Genomic DNA, 21589 nt, shown 5'->3' on the forward strand with positions numbered 1-21589 from the left:
AGGTAAAAAGCACTAATTATCAATTACCAATTACAGTCAAAAAATGGCAAATGTTCGCTTAGAAAATATTACCAGACGCTACCAAAACGTCACCGCGATCGAAAATATCAGCTTCAAAATCCCGGACGGGGAATTTTGGGTATTAGTCGGGCCATCCGGCTGCGGGAAATCCACAATTATGCGGACAATTGCAGGTTTAGAAACCGCAACTTCCGGCAATCTTTACATCGGAGATAATTTAGTTAACAACATTCCGGCGAGACAGCGGGATGTAGCAATGGTGTTTCAAAATTATGCACTTTATCCGCACATGACTGTCGCAGAAAACTTGGCATTTGGATTGCGGATGCGGAATGTTGACCCGACTAAAATTCAAGAACGAGTTGAAACAGTGGCCCGATCGCTCTCGATCGACCACCTCCTCAAGCGCAAGCCCAAACAGCTATCAGGCGGACAGCAGCAGCGGGTAGCACTGGGAAGGGCGATCGCCCGCGAACCGAAAGTATTTCTTTTAGATGAACCGCTTTCTAACCTCGATGCTCAACTGCGAGACGACACTAGAGCCGAACTCAAACAACTGCATCAACGGCTGGGAATTACCACAATTTACGTCACTCACGACCAAGTGGAAGCGATGACTTTAGCTGATAAGATTGTAGTCTTAAATGGGGGAAAAATTCAACAAATTGGAGACCCGCAAAGCATTTACGCCAAACCAGCTAACCGCATGGTTGCCACATTTTTAGGCAATCCCGCCATGAACATTTTGCCTGTAATATATACTAACGAATCCTTTCAAGTAGGAAATCAAGCTTTAGCCTGTCCGCCCTCGATTCAGAAAAAATTGCAGGCGAGAGAAGGACAAGGATTTGATTTGGGCATTCGTCCAGAAAATATAGAAATCTTTACGCCGCAAACAGCAGAAGATGATGATTTGAAAACCGATGTTTGGGCTTTAGAAAAAGTTCCTCTTGATGTAGAGGTAAAAGTAGTGGAACCTCTGGGGCGAGAAACTTTAATCCGGGCTAGTTTGCCGTTGTTGAGTGCTGAAACAACTGTACAGTTACAAATACCTGCGAGTGTTCGCTTGCGATCGGGCGATCGGCTGAAGGTACAGCTTGATTTCAATCGATTATTTATCTTTGACCCCTCCACCGGTGAGGCGCTGTATCCTTAACTGGATTGAACCTAAAATTTTCAAATCTCAAAATCTCAAATCATTAATAGATAGGATTTATGCACGCTGAGCTCAGAAACCCGGTTTCTTCCTGTATTTCTCGTTTTTCGTCCCAAATTTTTCGTAGAAACCGGGTTTCTCGCCCCCATGGGTAAGTCCTGATAGACTGACCCTTCCAGTGAGCAGGTCTCGATTCCTAGTTACAAAACTTTACACTTGACATTTATAAAGTTACAAAGTAATGATACCATTAGTATTTACAGAACAAAAAAGCATCCCCCCAAAAGCCGATCTTTTCTGACTGAGGGCGATCGCGATCGACAACTTCGCATTTTCCCGCTCTTAGCGGCAAGCCCGCAGCCTTGGGAGCAACTGGCGAACAATACTCCGAAAAACGTTCTAGCGGCATTTTTAGATGAATTCCGACAACCTGCCTCAAATGCTGCAAACAGGATTTCACCTGACTTTAGGTGCAACTTCCTTTTTTATTGAGACATTGCAAGATCCCCTGAAGCGAGAAGAAAATCTTGACAAACTGAAGTCTGATTTGGGCCAGCTTGCAGATGAGCTGCTGGAAAAAGGAGAAATGACCGATCGAGAAGCCCGGAATTTTGTAGAGACTATTTTCTCTCAACCGAGCGAGCGGGAGAATGCAGAGAGCGAATCTGTCTCGCCCAAACAATCGGATGCAGCGACTGATGCTCCTCCCGAGTCGGTTGTACAACCTGACGTAAAGCTAGAGATTCAAGAATTAACTGCACACATGGCAGCGCTCAGGGCCGAGTTGGAAAATTTGCGTGTCAAAAATTCCCAGCATTAAAGAATCAAGAGTCTTTAATACAGCCGGAGTTTACTTGCAAAGTGATTTGCAAACTTATTTAAAAGAACCAACCTTTAGTCATTGTCCCAGTTTTCAGAACCAATCAGGTCGGCGATGCGATCGCGCAGCAAGAAGTCGCATTTTTCTAACTCGCACTCCACGCAAGCCCATTCCCGGGGAGGGATGAATTGGCACAGCGTGTAGATAGGCTGTTGCCGGCTCAACACGCCCTCGTGCACGAGGTGGCGGGCTTCATCCTGGATCACATCTAAAGAGTATTGGATTTTGATAGTGGACTGAATCATAATGCGCCCTCAAGGTTTTAGTAAAAAAAAAATTATGGCCCTGCTAATAATATAATCCAAAATTCCGGATATGTAAGTTAAATTTTGTCAGTATACTGGTATACAATTTATAGCTGTCAATTTAAAAAACTTATAGGAATGATTAGTAAGTGATTCGATTTGTGTTGGGATTTTGACCGCAACTTTTCCGGGCTAGCAGGCCCATCTACTACAAAGCTCAATTCAAAATTTACGAACCCGCGCCCGATTCCCGGTTTCTGAATGCTTCGCCGCCAAAGGCAAAATTATTTCTTGCGAGAAACCGGGTTGATGAATTTAAGTCCTGACGCAGCAGCAAAAGAAAGATTTAGGAGTCCGGCAATTCAAGCATTGCCCGTGGCGTCAATTCCAAAGAGCACTTCTATAACCAGAGATTGCGCTACCGGCATCTGCCCGAAACAAAATATATAAGGAATACTCGGAGGCAAGTGCGGCAAAAATTGCTCTAAAACGTAGGGACTTCCGTAAATTAGAACAGCTTGCAGTTCTCCAGTTTTTAATAATTTCTTAAACAAATCTTGAGCTGCTTGGGTCAAACCAGCACTGCCCCGGAAGCAATTGCCGCGAATGAAAATTTGCAGCAGTGTCGGAGAAAAATGCTCTGCACCTGTATTATCCGCGAGCGCACCTGTGCGATCGTCAATCAGTTGCAATTTGTAACCAAACTTTTCGGGCAGGGCGATTGCCGGAGTGTGGTTTCCCAAAAACTCGCACCCCAAAACATCATCTACAACAATCAAATTCCGCAAAAGCTGGTTTTCTGGGGGCTTTGGAACCTGCAAAGGTAGATTTCCGCCAAATTTCAAAGAATCTCGCAAAATATCGGCAGCAGTTGCCCTTGCGTCAGGAGTTGCCAGCAAACTTAAGTCGATAGACGACTTGATGGATTGTAAATTCTTGCTTTCCCCCTTCTGGGTTTGGGGGGGGTCAGAAATCGACAAACCCACCTTTATTTTCGCTTCCCAAATTCGCTTGACAGATTCCTTGATTTGTGCTATAGGGAGTCGCCCTTGAGTGACAGCTTCGCAGACAGCCCGAATCGCCCCTTCCGGGTCAAGGGGCATCAGCAAAACATCAGCACCAGCCTCAGCAGCCAAAACAGCAGCTTCATTAGCGCCGTACTTATTGGCGATCGCACCCATCACCAAAGCATCCGTCACGATCAAACCTTCAAATCCCAACTCTTCTCGCAGCTTCCCGATCAAAATTTTGCGAGAAAGAGTAGCAGGAAACTCGGCATCCCAAGCCGGAATCAGCAAGTGAGCACTCATCACAGCATCGACCCCAGCAGCCATCCCCTCGACAAAAGGAGGCAACTCAACCTCAGCCAATCTCGCTGGCGAATGCGGCAAAACCGGCAATTCCAAGTGAGAATCAACCGCCGTGTCCCCGTGACCGGGAAAATGCTTAGCTGTAGTCAAAACCGGGTGTTGGCCTGCGCCGCGAATAAAAGCAGCGGCTAATTTGCCGACAATTTCCGGTGTCTCGCCAAAAGCGCGGACGTTAATTACCGGATTGTCGGGATTGTTGTTAACATCAACCACTGGTGCGAGAATCCAATTTAGACCGATCGCCCTAGCTTCGATCGCAGTGACAGCGCCCATTTGTTCGGCATATCGATCGGCTTTACCTGCATCGTGCAGCGCCACTTCAGCAATCGCCATCGGCGGCCCGAACCAAGTCGCCCCCGCGAACCGCTGGCCTACACCTTCCTCGATATCAGCCGCCAGCAGCAGCGGAAACTTCGCCCAAGACTGCAATTGGTGCGATCGAACTGCCAACTCCGCAGCACTTCCCCCGACCAAAATCACCCCGCCGACGCCCAAATTTTCCAGATAATAGCGGAGTTTGCTGGCAGTTGGTTCCCATTCGGGATAGCAAATTTGGTGGTCGAACAAGCAGCCGGAAGCGCGCACCACGAACATCTGGGCCACCAGTTCTGGTAAGGAAAGATTGTCAATCATTCGATTTTAGATTTTAGATTTTAGATTTTAGATTTGGGCATCGGGCATCGGGCATCGGGCATCGGGCAAACAGGGCATCGGGCATCGGGCATTGGACCTTGGGAATTTTCCCTATCTCCTTCTCTTCCCCTCTTCCTTCTTTCCTCTTCCTTCTTCCTTCTCGCTTCAATCGGGACTTTCATCCTCAGCGAATTCTTCCTCGGGATCTAGAATGCCCGGTTTGCGATCGGCCGAAAGCTGATTCAGCAGTATCAACATTTTATCGCCGCGTTCCAAAGAACGGTCTTCGAGAAAAATCACTTCCGGCGTCCGGCGCAGTTGCAATCGTTGGCCCAACTGACTGCGGACGTAGCTAGTTGCAGATTGCAAACCCTCCATAGTCTCGGCCTTCGCCTCATCAGTACCGTAGATGCTGACAAAAATTTTTGTATGCTGAAGGTCTCCCGAAACAATTACATCGGTAACGCTAACCATACCGGCACCTACCCGGTCGTCCTTGATTCCATTCAGCAACATCAGGCTGACTTCCCGTTTAATCATTGAAGCTACACGCTCAATGCGACGACTTGTAGCCATAACACCTACTCCTCTACTTTCCTAATCAGCCATTTTCATCCCGATTGACAATTGTAGCGCGATCGGTCAGGGGTGTTACGGGCGATCGTCCGAGTTAGGGGTGAGATACAGCTTAGAGGAAACAAAATGTTTGATTGCCTATAGGTGAATATATAGCTAATCTAGAGAGCTAGAGTGAGATACAGCTTAGAGGAAAAAAAATGTTTGATTGGATTGTCAAAACCGTAGGCGATGCTTCAGGGGTAACTAACCAGCTAAAGATAGCTGAATGGGCCAGATTGAACAGGACTAACCCTTTCGATATGGGAGCCAAAAACTACCAACGATGTCTTCATGACTTAGGGTTAGGGGGAAAATATCATGAACTTGAATATAACGAAGATGGAAGCCTAAAATATCAATATTTTTGCCGTAATTCCCTTGATAATGCTTTAGAATTCCCCATTTTATTATCCATCCCTAATTAATTAATCAATCAAACAGAAACATTCCTTGTGTGGATCGCCTGCTTTACATCGGTCAAACCAACAGCTTGCGCGGTAGAGTTAGTGGCGGACACAAAGCATTTCTGTGGGCATGGCTGGACAAATACAACTCGGAAGATGTTCGGATCGCCATTCACCCGCTCTCGGTCTGGAGCAACCCTGCGTTATTATTAGAACTAGAAGCCATTATTCTGAGGGCAACTGAGCCGCCCTACAACGTTCAAATCCCACTGGAAAACCAGACTCATGCAATCAACAACTCTGGAACAACTATCTGCTGCTGATGCCGAAGCCATCCTAAAATACCTTCCAGAACGAATTCGTGCCGCCCTCATCGCCCGTGCTGCGGAAATTGAATATCCGATCGAAATTGTTGTAGAAATGGCAATTGCTAATTTCCTCGATAGCGAAACAGTTGGTTTTGCCGATTGCAAACCGGGGCGAGGCAACTAAAAAATCTGAAATTGAAGTTAATGTCGGTAATTAATGGGCGATCGTTCAATATAAAATCTGGCAAATACGATCGCCTTTCATTATGCCCGGTTCTATCCAACAAGAAGCCCGCCAAATTCTCGACACCCTTGCATTCACCCCCTTCCAGCAATGTCAACCCCTCAGCCGCGACTTTGATACCATTCCTACCAGAGTAGGTTTATACGCATTTCGGCATTCCTCCGAAGGATTGCTTTACATTGGGAAAGCCAAAAACTTGCGAGACAGACTTCGCAACGGACATAAAGCCTTTCTGTGGGGCTGGCTCGATCGCTACAATCCAGACGAAGTAAGGATTGCCTTCGTCACTCTCAACCAATGGCAAAGACCGGGGTTATGATATGAATTAGAAACCCTCATTCTCCAAGCCAGCAACCCTCCCTACAAGGTTAAAATCCCCAGAGAGTTATGAATCAAACAATCGCCACGCAACACCTTTCTCCAGAAGCTATTCATCAGTTGGTCGATTATTTGCCTGACTATATAAAAGCTGCCCTCTTGTCCAAGTCCGCTGAACTTGAATGTTCTCTCGAAGCCGCGATCGAAATGGCAATCTCCAGCTTTTTAGACGAAGAATCCTTTAGCTTTGAGGATTGTTTGTTGGCTAAACGCATGAAAGATACTGTCTGAAATTTCATCGCTCTCGATCGCACTCCCAGTTACGATTAGATTATGCCGAGCGCCAAAAGGAATAAAACTCATGGAAAAAGAATTTACAATCGGTCAAAAAGTCCGAGTTGTGGCGATGCCGCCTTACGTCAAAACTGCCGAACCGATGCCGATGCTGCGGCCTGCGAATTTAATTGCGATCGGCGCTGAAGGCGTTGTGATCGATCGGCGTCCCGGCAATTATTGGGGCATTCGCTTTGAAAAAGGTGCTTTTTTGTTAGACAGTCAGTACATTGAAGCAGCGGAAACGAATGTAGAAGGTAATCGGTAATGGGGAATGGGGAATGGGGAATGGGAAGAGGGAATTGATCTGATATCAAATTCGTTGGTATCAGAAGTATTCATCTCTCTCTTCTGGAGACTCAGCGCCCTCTGCGTTCTCTGCGGTTAAATCATTCCGAAACAACAGTAAATCCTATGATAAATTAACATTTCCCTTTTCCTTCTTCCCTCAACATCCCTCCCTTAAATCCGTTAAATCCCATTGCTAGCTCCTTGCCGAACTTCCTTATTCAACAAGCCAGCTTAGCCTCAAAAGCCAAAGAATTAACAGGAAACTCCCCCAAAGCTTGCTCTAAAATAGGAGATGTGAAGTTACAAGGTTGAGGCTTGCCCAAATGATAACCTTGAGCGTAATCTACCCCAAGTTCATTGAGTTTATCCATAATTGTTTGATTTTCAACATACTCGGCAATAGTTTTAATTCCCATGACGTGAGCGATTTTGGTAATAGCTTCGACCATTGCGATATCAATAGGATTATCGACAATATTCTTAATAAAATTGCCGTCTATTTTGAGATAATCAACCGGCAAGCTTTTCAGGTAAGCAAAGGAAGACATCCCGCTGCCGAAGTCGTCCAAGGCAAACTGGCATCCTAGTTCCTTGAGTTGCCAAATCAAGCTGGCTGCCTTGCTGAGATTGCCGATCGCTACGGTCTCTGTAATTTCAAAACAAATTATTTGCGGCGGTATTTGATGGATGGAAAACTGCTCCTGAATAAACTCGATAAACTTTTCTTCGTTGAGACTGTCCCCAGAAAGGTTGATTGAATAAAGGCTGGGATATTGACCTAATGAGGCTTGTGAATTAGACATGGGAGAGCAAGCGGGCAAGGTAACTATTTTATCGCTGTCTGCTCCGGGGTTTTGGACTAATAAATTGGCCGTGAAAATTTTAGATAAATTGCTAAATAAAGTGCTAATTACCCAGCGGTCGATCGCGTGCATCAAGTTGTAGCGTTCTGCCGCCGGAATAAAGGCCATGGGCGACACCAACTGACCGGTTTCAAGCTGGAGGCGGAGCAGGATTTCGCAGTGGGTTCGGGTGGTTGGAGAGTTGAGCAAATGTACGATCGGCTGAGAGTACAAGCGAAAGCGATTCTCTTCTAAAGCTTGATTAATTTGCACAACCCACTGGGTTTCGCCGTGCTGTTTGATTAATTCTCGATCGCCCGCTTGATAAACCTGCACCCGGTTGCGGCCTTTATTTTTAGCAGCGTAGCAGGCAATGTCGGCCGCGCTCAAAATTGCAGATGTCGATGCTGTTTTGGGATTAATTGCTACCAAACCAATACTGACGCCGATCGAAAAAGTTTTTTCCTGCCAGCCAAACCGGAATCCCTGAATGCTTTGCAGCAGCGATTCTGCAACATCCAATCCTCCTTCGACGGGACGATCGTACAGGAGTACGGCAAATTCATCGCCGCCGAGACGCGCCAAAATATCGGTTTTGTGGATATTGCTTTTAAATAGCTGGCTGACTTGGCGCAGCAGTTCGTCGCCTGCAGCGTGACCGGAAGTGTCGTTAACTATTTTGAAGCGATCGAGATCCAGGTAAAGCATCACGTGTTCTTGCCCGTAACCTTGAGCGCCGTGTAGGGCGTGCTCTAGCTGGTACTCAAATTCCCGGCGGTTGACTAATTGCGTCAGGGGATCGTGAGTTGCCTGCCAGGTGAGTTGCCGCGCTTGAGTTCGGACTTGGGTGACATCTCGGAACACAACGACGGCCCCGACTATTTCACCGTTGCTGGCGTGGATGGGGGCGACGCAGTGGTCGATCGCAAATTCGCGGTTGTTGCGGGCAATCAGCAAGCTGTTGTGGCCTTGGTCAACAATCCGACCTTCGCACAAAGCCATTTCGGCGATATTTGCGACCGGCAGCCGGGTAGTTTCGTCAACTATTCTCAGCACGCTGGCGAGGGGCAAACCTTTAGCTTCCGAGGTACACCAACCCGTGAGTTTTTCGGCAACAGGATTAAGGGTGGAAATGCAGCCCGCAGCGTCAGTAGCGATTACGCCATCGCCGATCGATTGTAGTGTTACCTGAGCGAGTTCTTTTTCTTCAAAAAATGCTTGTTCCATGCGCTTGCGCTCGCTAATATCCCGCTGCACCGACACCCAGTGGGTAACGTTCCCGAACTCGTCAGCAACGGGTACGCTGTTGAGTTCCACCCAATAAGTTGAACCGTCTTTGCGGTAGTTAATCAATTCCAGGCGTAGGGGTTCTCGGCGAGAGAAAGCACGGCGAATTTTAGCGACCTGGGTCGGGTCGCTTTCGGGGCCGCGCAAGCAACTGGGCGTTTGTCCGATGATTTCTTCGGGTAGGTAGCCCGTCATTTGAGTAAAAGCTTCGTTGGCATAGATGATGCTGGGATCGGAAATATCGCTGTGTCCGGCATCCATAATAACGATCGCGTCGTTGGCGTTAACTACCGCAGATTCTAGAAGTTGCAGCCGCGCCTCGGCCCGCACGCGGGTAGCGATTTCGCTTTCTAGTCGGGCGTTAGTCAAGCTGAGGGATGCGATGGCTTTTTGCAATTCGCTAGTCTGTTCTATGACTGAATCGTGCAGAACATCGATCGACCCTGACATTTCCATCGGGTCAAGTACCCGCAGTAAGTTACTTTGAGTGACTATTCCCAGGAGTTCTCCCCGTTCCCCCGTTACTACCAACCTGCGGACTAAACGCTGGTGCATTTCCAGATGAGCTACCCACAGCGAGTCTTCTTGCTTGAGACTAAATAAGGGGGTACTCATCACAGTTTGGGCGATCGTTTGCGACAAATCTATATCTAAAGCTTGAAATTCCACAATATCCCGTTCTGTGACTATACCTACTGGAATTGGGAACGGCAAATTCATCGATAATTCTGTTGATTCGGTAATTACCACGCAGCTAACCCGGTGCTGCGCCATCAACTCGGCTAAACTCCTAACTGAGGCCGATCGAGGCGCTTGAATGACTTGTGCGGTCATTACTTCTTTCACGCTGCGCATTTTTAAGATATTTGCCGGTTGCAGCATGGCTTGGCGAATGCTTTCCGGCGTAATTACTCCTAAGAGTTGACCGTCGCCGTCCAATATTGGCAAATGGTTAATTCTTCGTTGGCGCAGCAGAATTAGGGCGCTGAAAATGTCTTGAGTCTCGGATTTGGTCAGAGTTGCAGCAGGCTGCTTCATCACTTCTGCGATGCTGACACCTTTTAAGTTTTTGCCCGAAGCAATCAAATCGACAAGATCCCTCTCGGTGAATATTCCTTGCAATTGAGAATTTTGAGCAGAGTGCGAGGAGAATTTTTCGAGGGATTTTTCCACGACAAAGACGCAGATACCTGTGGCGTCTCTGAACGCGCTTGAGGTGGGGGGATTTACGATTTCTGTTAGTTGCTGGTAGATATCGGTTGGTGGAATGTCTGCGTTTAGAGAGCAACTTCCGCGCCATTGGCCCATCAGAGTAATTACTTCTGCTAGTGGAGTATCGGGCGCAACTGTCAAGGGGCAGCGGTCAATTACTCGATCTAATTTTGGCAGATACTTGGAAGAATCGTTTTTGAGCATATTTAATTTAGTTTTGCGATCGCGTTGATTCTGCGACATTCCAAAAAAGCGCTGCTTTCCAAGCACTACGTGGATTTTGACAGCGCTGCTGCTGAGACCTAATTAAAATTTATTGTTAAAAATGCACCCTATCTTTGGCTGGGGATCGGGCCCGTGACGGCTCTCCCTCTACCTATAAAGTTAGAAGGTTATGTTTATTTTAAGTTAAATTTTCTGTCGGCTGACACTTTTATTAAAGATAATGTATTTGTTTTGAAGTTTTTTCGATAAAATCAAATTATAGCATCATCCACTGGATCCCTAATCATATCCATCCTTAGAAATACACATCTGTTGCCTGTCTTTGCTAGCCTAGAAAAGGTTACTACAAAAAAGCACTACATTAAGTCCGGCAGTGTTAAGTTTTGCGAAATTTAGTTTTGGGAGCTTTTCGAGACCATCTGTAGGTGGTCGAGGGAAATCGATGTCACAGCCGGTCTGTGAATTCGATCGCAACTGCCGAAAACAACTGTGGTAAGATTGTAGATATAAAGACGAGAACTTAAACAGACAGTCTGGTGAGGAAAAGGGATTATGAAACGCCATCTATTAGCCGCTACATTTTTAATTACTCCCCTACTGTTGGCCGACCCGGCTCGCGCTGAAAATCCCGTTGATGTCCAACAGTTATTGTCAACTGGGCAATGTTTTCAGTGCGACTTGACAGGAGCAGATTTAACAGGAGCCCATTTAATTGGTGCTGATTTGAGAGAAGCAAATTTACGAGGTGCAAACCTATCTAATGCCAACCTCGAAGGCGCTGACTTGACGGGCGCTAACTTAACGGGTGCTAACTTAACAGCAGTTTTCCTGACTAATGCCAGTTTAAATGACGCAGACCTCGATCGGGCAAATCTGACCGCAGCCATCATTAACACCGCTGACGTATCCGGCGCATCAATGCAAGATATGACAATCACTGATGCCAAAATCTACAATACCCAAATCGGTGTCGGCGGTAGCTACGACCAGTGAACTCAGTAAAAGAATGAAAACTGCCAATTTTCAGTTTAAAACCCGGTTTTTCCCCAAAAACCGGGTTTTTAGTTTTTGTGTAGGGTGGCCGGGAACCTCACATTTTCTCTCGTATTTCAAACGAACCGTCTGACGCACCCTACTACTAGCGCTAAAAACCCAAATCAACCGCAATGCGGTGCGCGCAAGCAAACCCAGAAAACGCCACCGCATTTAAACCCTGTCCCGGAAAGGTACTGTCACCCACACAATACAAACCTGGCATAGAAGTTCGATTAAATGGCATTCCCAGCAAACCCATTAACTTCTGTCGCGGAATCGGCCCGTAAGTTCCGTCTTCGCGCCCCAAAAAGCGCCGGTGAGAACGCGCTGTCCCCACTTCCATATAATCCAAACCGGCATCTAAACCGGGAAAAATCTTTTCTAATCTTTCAATAATTCTCCCTCCCGCCTCTTCCTTTTTATCCTCGTATGCCTGCTGCGAAATTCCTTCCCACTCTTCCATCCAACTCGACGTAAAAGCATGAACGATGTGATATCCTGCGGGAGCTAAATCCGGGTCTAGCACGGTCGGAACTGACACCAAAACTGTTCCCTCCGGCGCTTCCATTTTGTCCCAATCTTCTAACAAAATGTGGTGGCAGGCAGTACCGGCAGGGATTGCGCTTGCTTCCACTCCCAAATGCAGACTCAAGAAACTGGGGGCTTTTTGATAGCGCTGCTGCCATTTCTTTTCACTCGCGGGCATCTCTTCTGCAGGCAGCAATTTCTCAAAAGTATCCCACCGCGTGGCATTAGAAACTATCCGCTTTGCCCGGTAAACTTCGCCGGTTGCTAGCTCTACTCCGACAGCGCGGCCGTTTTCTGTAATAATTTTTTTCGCTTTAGCTTTGTATTGAATTTTCCCGCCGCATTTTTCTAATCCTTCGACTAATTTTTGGGCGATTTGGCCGACTCCGCCTTTGGGATAATTTATGCCACCGTAATGTCTGTCGGAAAATACCATTCCGGCGTTAATCATTGGGGTCAAGTCTGCGGGTACTACAGACCAGTAGTAGCATTCCATGTCGATAAATTTCAGCAAAGTAGGGTCTTTTATGTAGCGGCGCGCAATGTCGCCTGTATTTTGAGGCAGATATTTTACTAATCCCAAACAGGCTAAAGGATTCTGAAAAAAGACTCGAACCAGATATCCGGGTTCTTCTAGGGATAGCAATTCCATCCCGTTGAGGCAGTTGAAGACGTTCCAGCATTCGCCGTAAAATTTCTGGATTCCTTCGCGTTCGTGAGGGAACCTGTCAGTTAATTCTTGCAAATATTTCTCATAAGGCTGGGGAACTTCCAGTTCCAAGCCGTTGGGTAAGTGATAGTGAAGCTGTACGGGGTCGGGAATAGTTTCTAGGGTGACGTTGACTGCTTTCAGGGCGCGGGTGAGGAGGTTGGTGGTGCCGCGCTGTCCGAAGCCAAAAATCATGGAGGCCCCAACATCAAATCTGTAGCCTTCTCTATCGAAATATCCAGCGCTACCCCCGGGAATTGTATAGCTTTCAAGCACTAAAACTTTGGCTTTCTTAGCGGCTAGCTGGGTGGCTGTCACGAGTCCGCCAATGCCGGAACCGATGACAATTACATCAAACTCTTGCTCTGTTGGGCGGGAATTGGAAGAAAATAACTGGGATTGGGTAGGAGCTGACATTGGGTTAAAAATCTTAATAATTTCCATAATATTACAGTCGATCGCTCTACAAGGAAGAAGGCACGACACGGATTTTGAGACGGATACACGGATTAATTATTGATTGTCAGCCATTCGTCAGATGTTGAAGGCAGATGTTGAACGAATATTAATTACCCTATTCCCTATTCCCTCTTCCCTATCTCTCATCCCAACGCCCGATACCCCAGCTTCAAAAAAAAATGCGGGAACAGTCTACCATTGCCGACTGCCCCCGTCTGCCGATCCTTTGAGAGGAGAACACTAAAAATCACTATAGCCTTGTTGCTAATTAATGTCAATACTAATGGAAAAATATTTCAATAAGCTGATGGAGGTCGATCGGCAAACGGGTTCTACCTCACATCTTGCACAATTCTCAAAAACAGGAAAGATGCCTGTGAAGCCAAGAGTGAGTTTTCTTGTGGGGTGGGCAGGAGAGCCCTTCGAGTGAAAGGCTTATTAATAATGGTGCAAGATGTCAGTTCTAACCGACAGCTTGTGCTTGTGGCAATAGTCCAGCAGTCCGGGGGGGGTTTGAACCCGCGACGGCAATCTTAAAAATAGTGCAAGATGTGGATTCTCAATCTCTGGCTTGTATGCGCCCTCAAGGATGTGATAAGTTGCACAGAGCGATCGATCGCCTGTTGGCGAAGCCCTCGAAGACGATGGACCGCACCGTATAAAATCCCTCCAACCTAGCACTCTCCCCAAATTCCTCATGTCCCTGCAACTGCGCGTTTACGTTCCTCCGCATCCGTTAATTAAACACTGGCTGGCTGTTGCCCGCGATGCCGCCACCCCATCGGTACTTTTTCGTTCTGCGATGACAGAATTGGGAAGGTGGCTGGCTTACGAGGCGATTCGAGAATGGCTGCCGACAGTGGAAACCACAGTGCAGACGCCTTTAGCCGAATGTCCGGCGACTTTTATCAACCCGGAAGCTCCGTTAGTTGTGGTACCGATTTTGCGGGCGGGTTTGTCACTGCTCGAAGGAATTCAGACGGTTGTGCCGCTGGCGTCGGTTTACCACCTTGGCATGGCAAGGAATGAGGAGACGCTGGAACCGACTTGTTATTTGAACAAATTGCCGGCGCAGTTTAACCCGGAAACGCGGGTGATAATTAGCGAGCCGATGCTGGCGACTGGCGGGACGATTGTAGCGACAATGCAGGAATTGACTGCACGGGGAATTGACCCGAGCTTGATTCGGATTATCTCTGTGGTGGCTGCTCCTCCGGCTTTGAAGAGGCTGAGTGCAGAGTACCCGAGTTTGATGATTTACACGGCAACGATCGACGAAATAGTCAACGAACAGGGCTTTATTGTACCTGGTTTGGGAGATGCGGGCGATCGAACTTACGGCACATAAACCAGTCAGTCAGTCAATTTTAGATTTTAGATTTTAGATTTTAGATTGACTCGACTGATAAATCTGGGGGCTTGTAAGCGTCAGTCAATTTTAGATTGTAGATTTTAGATTGTAGATTGTAGATTTTAGATTGACTCGACTGATAAATCTGGGGGCTTGTATGCCTTTGTGGGTGAGGTGAGTGGTTCCAGGAATCAGTTGCTGAAATCTCCGGGGAAAAAGATGACCCTGGTTTGGTAAAAGCTGGCACAGAGAAAGTTAGAATCAAAAGTACAAGTCAAAAATAAATAGCGTTTAGCACTCATTGCCCGTGAAACTTGATTCTGTTCCGCCAAGCTTGTCTGCTTCTGACTCAGTAAACCCCAAGTATGATTTGCCACAACAGGTACAACTACAAATAAAAGAGGTTACTGAGATTTGTGCTGGTTTAACCCCAGAGCCCGCTGAACTCTCAGTGACTGTAAATCCCGATATTTGTCAGGAACAAAAGAAACTGAAGCCCAAGCACTGGGCAATTTTTGTTTCGACTTTTGCAACTATTTTTTTAGCAGAAATTGGAGACAAAACTCAGCTCGCGATTTTGCTGATGACGGCTGAATCTCGAAATCCTGGGATAGTTTTTGCGGGTGCGGGTTCAGCTTTGATAGCAACCAGTTTGCTGGGGGTTTTGCTGGGAAGGTGGCTGGCTAGTCGGATTGCTCCGAGAACTTTGGAGAGAGCAGCCGGAGTGATTTTGCTGGCGATTTCGGCGGTTCTACTCTGGGAAGTGCTGAGTTAATTGTCTGCCTGTCGGTAAGTCCTAGATTTCTAAAATACCTAACTAAGAACTGAAAAAAATATGGACTGGCAACTTTTGGCAATAAGTTTTATAACAGTGTTTTTGTCAGAATTAGGAGACAAAAGTCAATTAGCTGCGATCGCCCTGGGCAGCAGTTGTAACTCGCCGCGGGCTGTATTTTTCGGCACGGCGTCGGCGCTGCTGCTGGCGAGTTTCATCGGCGTTTTAGTTGGGCAAGGCACGGCAGAGGTGTTGCCGGAGAGACTGGTAAAGGCGATCGCAGCGATCGGATTTGCGGTGATGGGCTTGCGGCTGCTGTGGCCGAAATCTGAATTATCTGATGTGTCAGAAGAATCAGAATAATAGGACACGGCAGTGCCGTTTCCCTACCCCAATTAATTGTAGGGAAACGGCACTGCCGTGTCCTAATTTTTATCGTTGATTAAGCTTGATTTTGATAGCACCAGCCCAGCAGCGTAGCTGCGACAGCCCATTTCAGCGCTTCTAAGCCAAAATAGCCTTGGTGCAGTAGATTCATCCCGGCGGGCACTTCTGCTGCGGAATCGAACAGATTTAGCTGCATTCCCAAGGCGCTCATTTGCGGTGTCAGGGCGTAGGTGTCAATCAGGGCGATCGCCAGAAGTATCAATGATAATAAGATTGCTGTGCGGCTGCGCTTGCCGAAGTCACCGACTAAATTGCTCAAAACCATCAAACCCGTTGCCACCAGACCCGCACAGATTAACTCTACGCGGTTGAATCCCCAGAACATTAAATTTCCTGCCGTTGCAAACTCGGGAGATGTCATCATGCCAGATACGTAAAGACTGGGCATAATTACTAGATCCAAAATCAGGCTACCGCTGAGCCAAAAAATCAATGCCACCATAACAATTGCTTGCCAACGGGGTCTGATTGATTCCACTCTTGATGTAATAGCTGTCATATAATTAGACCCTCTAAATTTTTTCTGCCTCTTCTAGAGTTTAACTAATTTTTTTCTAGGATCGTGTTAAGTATCTTTAAATTAATGGTAACTTTTGTGTAACAGACCCTGAAGAATTGTTAAGTTCACTGGTGCTTGTCATCATATTACTAATTCTAAAAAAGAATGCAATAGATTAATAATTACTTACAGGACTTACGCCTTGCGATCGACTAAACCTGGTTTTTGACCGCGATTAAAGGGTATAACGTATGTTCGTAAAAATCTTCATAATAAAATTGGTTTCTGCGTCCACGACTAACTCCTCATTTAATTATAATGCCTAAAATTCAATTATCATCTTGGTTGCCCCGTCTCCCTCCTCAAGTCTGGATTCTTGCCGCCGGCAGGTTCCTTTCCCAAAGCGGCACCGGTTTTACTTTATTTTACGCGCCGATATTTTTTGTCGATCGCGTGGGCTTATCTGCTACTGCTGTTGGGATTGGTTTGGGTAGCTGTTCAGTTTCGGGAATATTCGGCAGAATTTTGGGCGGTTCTTTTTGCGATTCCAAATTTTGGGGAAGGCGGCGAACTTTATTGCTGGCGGCAATTATTTCGGCTGCCGCTTCTTTTATACTGGCGGCGACTAATGATTTCGCCGGCTTAATTGCGGGCAATTTACTGATGGGTTTGGGCGTGGGTTTATATTGGCCTCCAACCGAGACGATGGTGGCGGATTTAACCGAAGGCGAACAGCGACAGGAAGCTTTTGCTTTGACGCGGCTGGCTGATAATTTGGGTTTGCAAGTTGGGATTATTTTGGGCGGTTTGTTGATTGCGGTAACGGGTAATTATCGATCGCTCTTTATTGTCGATGGTATCTCGTTTTTAGTGCTGTTTGCAGTAGTTGCGATCGCGATCGCCGAAACCTACAAACCAGCTAATTCAACGGATAGAGGCGAAAACAATCGGAAAAATGGCTGGATGGTGGCGCTGAGCGATCGCAGTCTTTTAGTTTATGCTTTAGTAAATACTCTGTTCACATTATATATTTCCCAAATCCAAACCACGATGCCGCTGTACTTTAGCAAGTTTGTCGCGGTGGGGACGGGAACAGGCTTTTCTACTGTTACAATTACCGTTTTGTTTGCTTTTAGCACGTTTTTAACTGTGGCATTGCAACTGCCGGTTGTTAAAGCTTTGAGGCCATTTTCCCATCCAAAAGCTTTGATAATTTCTTCCCTGCTGTGGGGAATGGGATTTATTGCGATCGGCTTGACGGGAATGGCTGCCACTGGCAATCTATTTTTAGCTGTTTTAGGCTTGAGCTTTTTGTCGGTTGCGACTGTTGCTTATACGCCTTTTGCTTCGGCTTTGGTGGTAGATTTAGCGCCGGAGTCTTTGCGGGGCGTGTATTTGGCGGTTAATTCTCAGTGTTGGGCGATAGGCTATTTAATCGGGCCGCCGCTGGGCGGTTTGGCTTTGGATCGGGGTAAATGGGCGGCGGATAATTTTTGGTTGGGTTTGGCTTTGAGTGTCGGCGCGGCTATTTTTATTTTGCAAAAGCTCGATCGAATTTTGAAAAAGAGGACAGAAGTCCTCACTACAAATCCATAACCAACTGACAGATTATTTTCTTCGATCGCCCAATTTGCGGTAAACCGCCCTCAAATCAACTTGATGGTGAGCCAAAGCAACCAAAGCGTGATAAAATAAATCCGCAACTTCTCCAGCGATCGCGTCTTTGTCGTCATCTTTGCAAGCCATCACAACTTCCGCCGACTCTTCGCCAATTTTCTTGAGAATCTTGTTGTCGCCGCCCTCGAACAACTTGCAAGTATAAGAACTTTCGTTAGGATTGTCCCGGCGATCGCAAATTACCGCAAATAATTGAGATAACATATCCCCTGGCGGCGGTGAAATTTCCCCATCAACTTGGTGAAAACAACTTCTTTCTCCCGTGTGACAAGCAATATCTCCGACTTGTTCGACAGTGACTAACAAAGCATCGCTATCGCAGTCGTAACGCAGCCCCTTTACATTTTGAACGTGTCCCGAAGTCGCGCCTTTGGGCCACAATTCGGAACGCGAACGACTCCAAAACCACGTCTGTCCGGTAGAGAGAGTCTTTTGCAGTGACTCCCGATTCATCCACGCCATCATCAACACCGTACCGTCCAAATAATCTTGGACGATCGCCGGTACTAAACCGCGATCGTCGTAACGAATCTTTTCAATTGGGATCGATCGGCTCAAACTCGATAAATCAGTAGCAGACATAATTTTATTTCAACTTGGGAATATAGATTAACCCTTTGATTTTTCTATTCGGACTTGTGGCAACATATTAAGTTACCGACAAATTGCCAAGAACTCTTTTACAAAATATCACACTTTGGCAGAAGCGAAGCCATCCGATTTTAGATTTTAGATTGCTCTCACAGATGAATCCGGCGGTGACATAGCAAATGGGTTTCCGTCAAATTGTGAAAAATTCCAGCCTGTATTGATAATACTTATTAGTTTGTCCCTAAAATCTATAAAGCGAAGCCGTGAGCACCCCTGGTTGCGGACAACAATAGACCACTTCAAAGCAGGTATTTTAGGATGGTTTTAAGAAACAGAGCGTGCCAAAACATTTAAAACTGTATGGGATATTGTTGAGAAATAGAGATGCTATTTTTATGTAACGAGACGGAGGGAAAGTTTATCCAATGTTGATTCCAGATGGTGATAAAACCATCTGTAAAACTTATATGACTTGCAGTTGAAGGTGAAAATACAAGACTCAGACATTATCTGCCTGGATTGAAGAGTAAAACTTTTTGTTATTCTCAATCAGAATAAATGCTCAAACATTCAATTCGTTTACTAATTCAGGCTTATCAAATTCGAGGACGTTCCCATTCTCTATTCAACTAATCATTTAGATACTGTGCTTTGAACGCTATTCAACTTGCCTCCGTCAGCGGTGATAGCCAAATCATACCTCAGTTGACCAACGCCTGACCCAAAGCTTGCTCTAAATCGGCAATCCTAGACTTTCCGATCGAACTTTTAAGTTCAACGGCTATCTTGCTTGCGATGGTTGTTCTCAGCAGCTAATAGCTGTTCGGCACCCAGATCGATAGGTTTCTTTTGGCAAAAAGCAAGGATACAGATCGCGGGTAATTTTCCAGCCAGCCTTAATAACAGCCTGTTTGACAACTTGACGATCGAGGTCTCTGGCTGGCACGATCGCTCTCTTTTGCTATCGAGGTTGACACTGACTATTATAATGTGCAGAAGTCTCAAGCATTATTCGAGAAATTCAATCAGGAGTTATGCACTGAGACAAAGAAACCGGGTTTTTTACATAATCTGTCGATAACAACGCGTCTTTTCGCAAAAAAAAACCGGTTTCTGGGCCCCCATGCGTAACTCGCACTAAATCAAAATCTAGCAATTCACTAAAAATCTTTAAAATTTGTTAAGATTGACTCGACCTCAGCGCCGGCATCCGATCCGCCGCTAAACCTGCCCTTCCCCAGTCCCCACAACAATGCTGCGACTCGAACACATCAGTAAAATTTATCCCACAGGCGTCGTACTCAAAGATGTCACCTGGGAAGTCAAACCGGGCGATCGCATCGGCTTAGTCGGCGTCAACGGTGCCGGTAAATCCACCCAACTCAAAATCATCGCCGGCGAAATCGAACCCACCGCAGGCGAAGTCATTCGCCCCGCCAGCTTGCACATCGCCTACCTCTCCCAAGAATTTGAAATCGACCCCACCCGCACCGTCAGAGAAGAATTTTGGCGCGCCTTCAGCGAAGCCAACGAAGTCCACGAATCGCTGATGCAAGTCCATCGAGACTTGGAAGCCTCCAACCCAGAAAATCTCGACGAACTGATCCACAAAATGGATCGGCTGCAACGGCAATTTGAAGGCTTAAACGGCTACGGTTTAGAAGCCCAAATCGAAAAAATTCTGCCCGAAATCGGATTTGAACCCGAAGACGGCGATCGATTAGTCAGCGCCTTCAGCGGCGGCTGGCAAATGCGGATGAGTTTGGGTAAAATTCTCCTCCAAAAACCCGACATCCTGCTACTAGACGAACCTACTAACCACCTCGACTTAGAAACGATCGAATGGCTGGAAGTATACCTGAAAGGGCTGACAACTCCAATGGTAATCGTATCCCATGACCGAGAATTTCTCGATCGACTCTGCACCCAAATCGTCGAAACCGAACGCGGAGTTTCCACCACCTACCTCGGCAACTATTCCTCTTATTTACTGCAAAAAGCCGAAGCCAGAGAAGCCCAACTCAGCGCCTACGAAAGCCAGCAAAAAGAACTCGAAAAACAACAAGCATTCGTTGAAAAATTCCGCGCCAGCGCCACTCGCAGCACCCAAGCCAAAAGCCGCGAGAAACAGTTAGACAAAATCGAACGCATCGAAGCCCCCACCGGCGGATTAAAAACTTTGCATTTCCGCTTTCCCCCCGCACCCCGCAGCGGCCGCGAAGTAGCAATAATTGAAGATTTGGTGCACACCTACGGCGAAAAAATTCTATTTTTGGGAGCAGACTTATTAATTGAAAGGGGCGATCGCATAGCCTTTCTCGGCCCCAACGGCGCGGGTAAATCTACTCTGCTGCGACTGATTATGGGTTTAGAAAAGCCTTCTGAAGGTACGGTCAAATTGGGAGGTCACAACGTCATCCCGGGTTACTTTGAACAGAATCAGGCAGAGGCCTTAGATTTGAATAAAACCGTGATGCAAACGATTCACGACGAAGTGCCCGACTGGAAAAATGAAGAAGTTCGGACTTTGTTGGGCCGTTTCTTATTTACGGGCGAAACAGTATTCAAACAGGTTGGCGCTTTAAGCGGCGGCGAAAAAGCCCGCCTAGCTTTGGCAAAAATGCTGTTGACTCCCGTGAATTTGCTGATTTTGGACGAACCGACAAATCACCTCGACATTCCGGCGAAAGAGATGATGGAAGAGGCGATTCAGAATTATGACGGTACTGTAATTATCGTGTCGCACGATCGCTATTTCATCTCCCAAGTCGCCAACAAAATAGTCGAAATCCGAGATGGAGAGTTTCGCACTTATTTGGGAGATTACCACTACTATCTGGATAAAATAGCCGAAGAAAAAGAGCTAGCAAGAATCGCCAAACTTGAAGCTGAAAAAGCGGCTAAAAAAGCAGAAAAAGAAGCGAAGAAAAAGGCAACAGCTAAGCAAAAATAAAGCGGCAACGGTCGCAGATAAACCTTACATCTGCGTTTATCTACGTTCATCTGCGGTTAGAAATAAAAAATCCCTATTTCTAACCGCAGATTCTATTAATCATCTGATTCGCCTGCGACTCATAACTCCCACCAAACAAATTAAAATGATTCAAAATGTGATATAGATTATATAAAGT

Annotated in this window: 24 protein-coding genes and 1 pseudogene; 15 read left to right on the forward strand and 10 right to left on the reverse strand. The window is 46.5% G+C overall.

Translation table 11 applies throughout. The annotated features are described in order from the left end of the window. The first annotated feature begins 43 nt into the window (after window positions 1-43). Entirely contained in the window at window positions 44-1177 is a 1134-nt protein-coding gene (locus QUA99_RS03565; protein ID WP_333234763.1) for an ABC transporter ATP-binding protein, read from the forward strand. 250 nt (window positions 1178-1427) lie between these two features. Here the strand turns inward: QUA99_RS03565 and QUA99_RS03570 are convergent, their stop codons facing one another. After that, complete coding sequence (locus QUA99_RS03570) at window positions 1428-1586, reverse strand: hypothetical protein (protein ID WP_333234764.1); 159 nt, start codon at window positions 1584-1586, stop codon at window positions 1428-1430. Between the two features lie 6 nt (window positions 1587-1592). On the opposite strand from QUA99_RS03570, the gene QUA99_RS03575 reads away from it, so the two are divergent. After that, entirely contained in the window at window positions 1593-1997 is a 405-nt protein-coding gene (locus QUA99_RS03575; protein ID WP_333234765.1) for a hypothetical protein, read from the forward strand. A gap of 74 nt (window positions 1998-2071) precedes the next feature. Here the strand turns inward: QUA99_RS03575 and QUA99_RS03580 are convergent, their stop codons facing one another. The 3 genes from QUA99_RS03580 to rbfA all read right to left on the reverse strand — a co-directional run bounded on the left by QUA99_RS03580 (window position 2072) and on the right by rbfA (window position 4881). Continuing rightward, complete coding sequence (locus QUA99_RS03580; RefSeq protein ID WP_242719673.1) at window positions 2072-2302, reverse strand: DUF4327 family protein; 231 nt, start codon at window positions 2300-2302, stop codon at window positions 2072-2074. 362 nt (window positions 2303-2664) lie between these two features. Beyond that, window positions 2665-4305: a glycoside hydrolase family 3 N-terminal domain-containing protein gene (locus QUA99_RS03585; protein ID WP_333234766.1), complete on the reverse strand. Its 1641-nt coding sequence runs from the start codon at window positions 4303-4305 to the stop codon at window positions 2665-2667. A 165-nt stretch (window positions 4306-4470) separates the two neighbouring features. Then, a complete protein-coding gene (gene rbfA / locus QUA99_RS03590) occupies window positions 4471-4881 on the reverse strand; it encodes a 30S ribosome-binding factor RbfA (protein ID WP_333234768.1) in 411 nt (136 codons plus the stop codon). 200 nt (window positions 4882-5081) lie between these two features. Here rbfA and QUA99_RS03595 point away from each other — a divergent pair, with 200 nt between their 5' ends. The 6 genes from QUA99_RS03595 to sipA all read left to right on the forward strand — a co-directional run bounded on the left by QUA99_RS03595 (window position 5082) and on the right by sipA (window position 6798). Continuing rightward, complete coding sequence (locus QUA99_RS03595) at window positions 5082-5348, forward strand: hypothetical protein (RefSeq protein WP_333234769.1); 267 nt, start codon at window positions 5082-5084, stop codon at window positions 5346-5348. A gap of 29 nt (window positions 5349-5377) precedes the next feature. Beyond that, the gene (locus QUA99_RS03600) at window positions 5378-5650 is read left to right on the forward strand and encodes a hypothetical protein (RefSeq protein ID WP_333234770.1); all 273 of its coding nucleotides are present in this window, start codon (window positions 5378-5380) and stop codon (window positions 5648-5650) included. Continuing rightward, entirely contained in the window at window positions 5613-5819 is a 207-nt protein-coding gene (locus QUA99_RS03605) for a hypothetical protein (RefSeq protein ID WP_333234771.1), read from the forward strand. The genes QUA99_RS03600 and QUA99_RS03605 overlap by 38 nt, the downstream gene beginning before the upstream one ends. A gap of 82 nt (window positions 5820-5901) precedes the next feature. Next, entirely contained in the window at window positions 5902-6198 is a 297-nt protein-coding gene (locus tag QUA99_RS03610) for a GIY-YIG nuclease family protein (RefSeq protein WP_333234772.1), read from the forward strand. 68 nt (window positions 6199-6266) lie between these two features. After that, entirely contained in the window at window positions 6267-6488 is a 222-nt protein-coding gene (locus QUA99_RS03615) for a hypothetical protein (protein WP_242719660.1), read from the forward strand. 70 nt (window positions 6489-6558) lie between these two features. After that, the gene (gene sipA / locus QUA99_RS03620) at window positions 6559-6798 is read left to right on the forward strand and encodes a regulatory protein SipA (protein WP_333234773.1); all 240 of its coding nucleotides are present in this window, start codon (window positions 6559-6561) and stop codon (window positions 6796-6798) included. Window positions 6799-7039: 241 nt separating this feature from the next. On the opposite strand, the gene QUA99_RS03625 is transcribed toward sipA, so the two are convergent. Then, window positions 7040-10405 (reverse strand): EAL domain-containing protein, encoded by a 3366-nt coding sequence (locus QUA99_RS03625; RefSeq protein WP_333234774.1) that lies wholly within the window; start codon window positions 10403-10405, stop codon window positions 7040-7042. Window positions 10406-10939: 534 nt separating this feature from the next. On the opposite strand from QUA99_RS03625, the gene QUA99_RS03630 reads away from it, so the two are divergent. Beyond that, a complete protein-coding gene (locus QUA99_RS03630; RefSeq protein ID WP_333234775.1) occupies window positions 10940-11380 on the forward strand; it encodes a pentapeptide repeat-containing protein in 441 nt (146 codons plus the stop codon). Window positions 11381-11531: 151 nt separating this feature from the next. Here QUA99_RS03630 and crtH read toward each other — a convergent pair whose 3' ends face one another. After that, entirely contained in the window at window positions 11532-13076 is a 1545-nt protein-coding gene (crtH, locus tag QUA99_RS03635; protein ID WP_333234776.1) for a carotenoid isomerase, read from the reverse strand. 739 nt (window positions 13077-13815) lie between these two features. Here crtH and upp point away from each other — a divergent pair. The 3 genes from upp (at window position 13816) to QUA99_RS03650 (ending at window position 15607) form a co-directional block, all read left to right on the forward strand. Then, window positions 13816-14466, forward strand: coding sequence for a uracil phosphoribosyltransferase (upp, locus tag QUA99_RS03640; RefSeq protein WP_333234777.1), 651 nt, complete (start codon window positions 13816-13818; stop codon window positions 14464-14466). A gap of 310 nt (window positions 14467-14776) precedes the next feature. Further along, window positions 14777-15244, forward strand: coding sequence for a TMEM165/GDT1 family protein (locus QUA99_RS03645; RefSeq protein ID WP_333234778.1), 468 nt, complete (start codon window positions 14777-14779; stop codon window positions 15242-15244). A gap of 60 nt (window positions 15245-15304) precedes the next feature. Continuing rightward, window positions 15305-15607: a TMEM165/GDT1 family protein gene (locus QUA99_RS03650; protein WP_333234779.1), complete on the forward strand. Its 303-nt coding sequence runs from the start codon at window positions 15305-15307 to the stop codon at window positions 15605-15607. 79 nt (window positions 15608-15686) lie between these two features. Here the strand turns inward: QUA99_RS03650 and QUA99_RS03655 are convergent, their stop codons facing one another. Further along, window positions 15687-16190, reverse strand: coding sequence for a hypothetical protein (locus QUA99_RS03655; RefSeq protein ID WP_333234780.1), 504 nt, complete (start codon window positions 16188-16190; stop codon window positions 15687-15689). A 318-nt stretch (window positions 16191-16508) separates the two neighbouring features. On the opposite strand from QUA99_RS03655, the gene QUA99_RS03660 reads away from it, so the two are divergent. After that, window positions 16509-17786, forward strand: a complete 1278-nt coding sequence (locus QUA99_RS03660) for an MFS transporter (RefSeq protein ID WP_333234781.1) — start codon at window positions 16509-16511, stop codon at window positions 17784-17786. 12 nt (window positions 17787-17798) lie between these two features. On the opposite strand, the gene hisIE is transcribed toward QUA99_RS03660, so the two are convergent. Further along, window positions 17799-18449: a bifunctional phosphoribosyl-AMP cyclohydrolase/phosphoribosyl-ATP diphosphatase HisIE gene (gene hisIE, locus QUA99_RS03665; protein WP_333234782.1), complete on the reverse strand. Its 651-nt coding sequence runs from the start codon at window positions 18447-18449 to the stop codon at window positions 17799-17801. Between the two features lie 283 nt (window positions 18450-18732). Here hisIE and QUA99_RS03670 point away from each other — a divergent pair. Next, window positions 18733-19113 (forward strand): annotated as a pseudogene (locus tag QUA99_RS03670) (IS1 family transposase); the annotation flags it as partial. Window positions 19114-19159: 46 nt separating this feature from the next. Here the strand turns inward: QUA99_RS03670 and QUA99_RS33010 are convergent. After that, window positions 19160-19270, reverse strand: a complete 111-nt coding sequence (locus tag QUA99_RS33010; RefSeq protein ID WP_445250974.1) for an element excision factor XisH family protein — start codon at window positions 19268-19270, stop codon at window positions 19160-19162. Between the two features lie 440 nt (window positions 19271-19710). On the opposite strand from QUA99_RS33010, the gene QUA99_RS03675 reads away from it, so the two are divergent. Beyond that, window positions 19711-21411 (forward strand): ABC-F family ATP-binding cassette domain-containing protein, encoded by a 1701-nt coding sequence (locus tag QUA99_RS03675; RefSeq protein WP_333234783.1) that lies wholly within the window; start codon window positions 19711-19713, stop codon window positions 21409-21411. Between the two features lie 79 nt (window positions 21412-21490). On the opposite strand, the gene QUA99_RS03680 is transcribed toward QUA99_RS03675, so the two are convergent. Next, the coding region (locus tag QUA99_RS03680) for a fructosamine kinase family protein (RefSeq protein WP_333411367.1) at window positions 21491-21589 on the reverse strand (99 nt) is incomplete at its 5' end.

Origin of the sequence: Microcoleus sp. F10-B2 (assembly GCF_036704965.1) — a bacterium.
In the GTDB taxonomy this organism is placed as follows: Bacteria; Cyanobacteriota; Cyanobacteriia; order Cyanobacteriales; family Microcoleaceae; genus Microcoleus.

What these genes read in the sequence shown, in the direction of transcription:
- rbfA (WP_333234768.1), bottom strand. Translation starts at nt 4,881, where the DNA reads ATGGCTACAAGTCGTCGCATTGAGCGTGTAGCTTCAATGATTAAACGG.
- QUA99_RS03660 (WP_333234781.1), top strand. Translation starts at nt 16,509, where the DNA reads ATGCCTAAAATTCAATTATCATCTTGGTTGCCCCGTCTCCCTCCTCAA.
- QUA99_RS03625 (WP_333234774.1), bottom strand. Translation starts at nt 10,405, where the DNA reads ATGTCGCAGAATCAACGCGATCGCAAAACTAAATTAAATATGCTCAAA.
- QUA99_RS03575 (WP_333234765.1), top strand. Translation starts at nt 1,593, where the DNA reads ATGAATTCCGACAACCTGCCTCAAATGCTGCAAACAGGATTTCACCTG.
- QUA99_RS03565 (WP_333234763.1), top strand. Translation starts at nt 44, where the DNA reads ATGGCAAATGTTCGCTTAGAAAATATTACCAGACGCTACCAAAACGTC.
- hisIE (WP_333234782.1), bottom strand. Translation starts at nt 18,449, where the DNA reads ATGTCTGCTACTGATTTATCGAGTTTGAGCCGATCGATCCCAATTGAA.
- upp (WP_333234777.1), top strand. Translation starts at nt 13,816, where the DNA reads ATGTCCCTGCAACTGCGCGTTTACGTTCCTCCGCATCCGTTAATTAAA.
- QUA99_RS03650 (WP_333234779.1), top strand. Translation starts at nt 15,305, where the DNA reads ATGGACTGGCAACTTTTGGCAATAAGTTTTATAACAGTGTTTTTGTCA.
- QUA99_RS03585 (WP_333234766.1), bottom strand. Translation starts at nt 4,305, where the DNA reads ATGATTGACAATCTTTCCTTACCAGAACTGGTGGCCCAGATGTTCGTG.
- QUA99_RS03580 (WP_242719673.1), bottom strand. Translation starts at nt 2,302, where the DNA reads ATGATTCAGTCCACTATCAAAATCCAATACTCTTTAGATGTGATCCAG.
- sipA (WP_333234773.1), top strand. Translation starts at nt 6,559, where the DNA reads ATGGAAAAAGAATTTACAATCGGTCAAAAAGTCCGAGTTGTGGCGATG.
- crtH (WP_333234776.1), bottom strand. Translation starts at nt 13,076, where the DNA reads ATGTCAGCTCCTACCCAATCCCAGTTATTTTCTTCCAATTCCCGCCCA.
- QUA99_RS03675 (WP_333234783.1), top strand. Translation starts at nt 19,711, where the DNA reads ATGCTGCGACTCGAACACATCAGTAAAATTTATCCCACAGGCGTCGTA.
- QUA99_RS03595 (WP_333234769.1), top strand. Translation starts at nt 5,082, where the DNA reads ATGTTTGATTGGATTGTCAAAACCGTAGGCGATGCTTCAGGGGTAACT.
- QUA99_RS03570 (WP_333234764.1), bottom strand. Translation starts at nt 1,586, where the DNA reads ATGCCGCTAGAACGTTTTTCGGAGTATTGTTCGCCAGTTGCTCCCAAG.
- QUA99_RS03615 (WP_242719660.1), top strand. Translation starts at nt 6,267, where the DNA reads ATGAATCAAACAATCGCCACGCAACACCTTTCTCCAGAAGCTATTCAT.
- QUA99_RS03630 (WP_333234775.1), top strand. Translation starts at nt 10,940, where the DNA reads ATGAAACGCCATCTATTAGCCGCTACATTTTTAATTACTCCCCTACTG.
- QUA99_RS03605 (WP_333234771.1), top strand. Translation starts at nt 5,613, where the DNA reads ATGCAATCAACAACTCTGGAACAACTATCTGCTGCTGATGCCGAAGCC.
- QUA99_RS03610 (WP_333234772.1), top strand. Translation starts at nt 5,902, where the DNA reads ATGCCCGGTTCTATCCAACAAGAAGCCCGCCAAATTCTCGACACCCTT.
- QUA99_RS03655 (WP_333234780.1), bottom strand. Translation starts at nt 16,190, where the DNA reads ATGACAGCTATTACATCAAGAGTGGAATCAATCAGACCCCGTTGGCAA.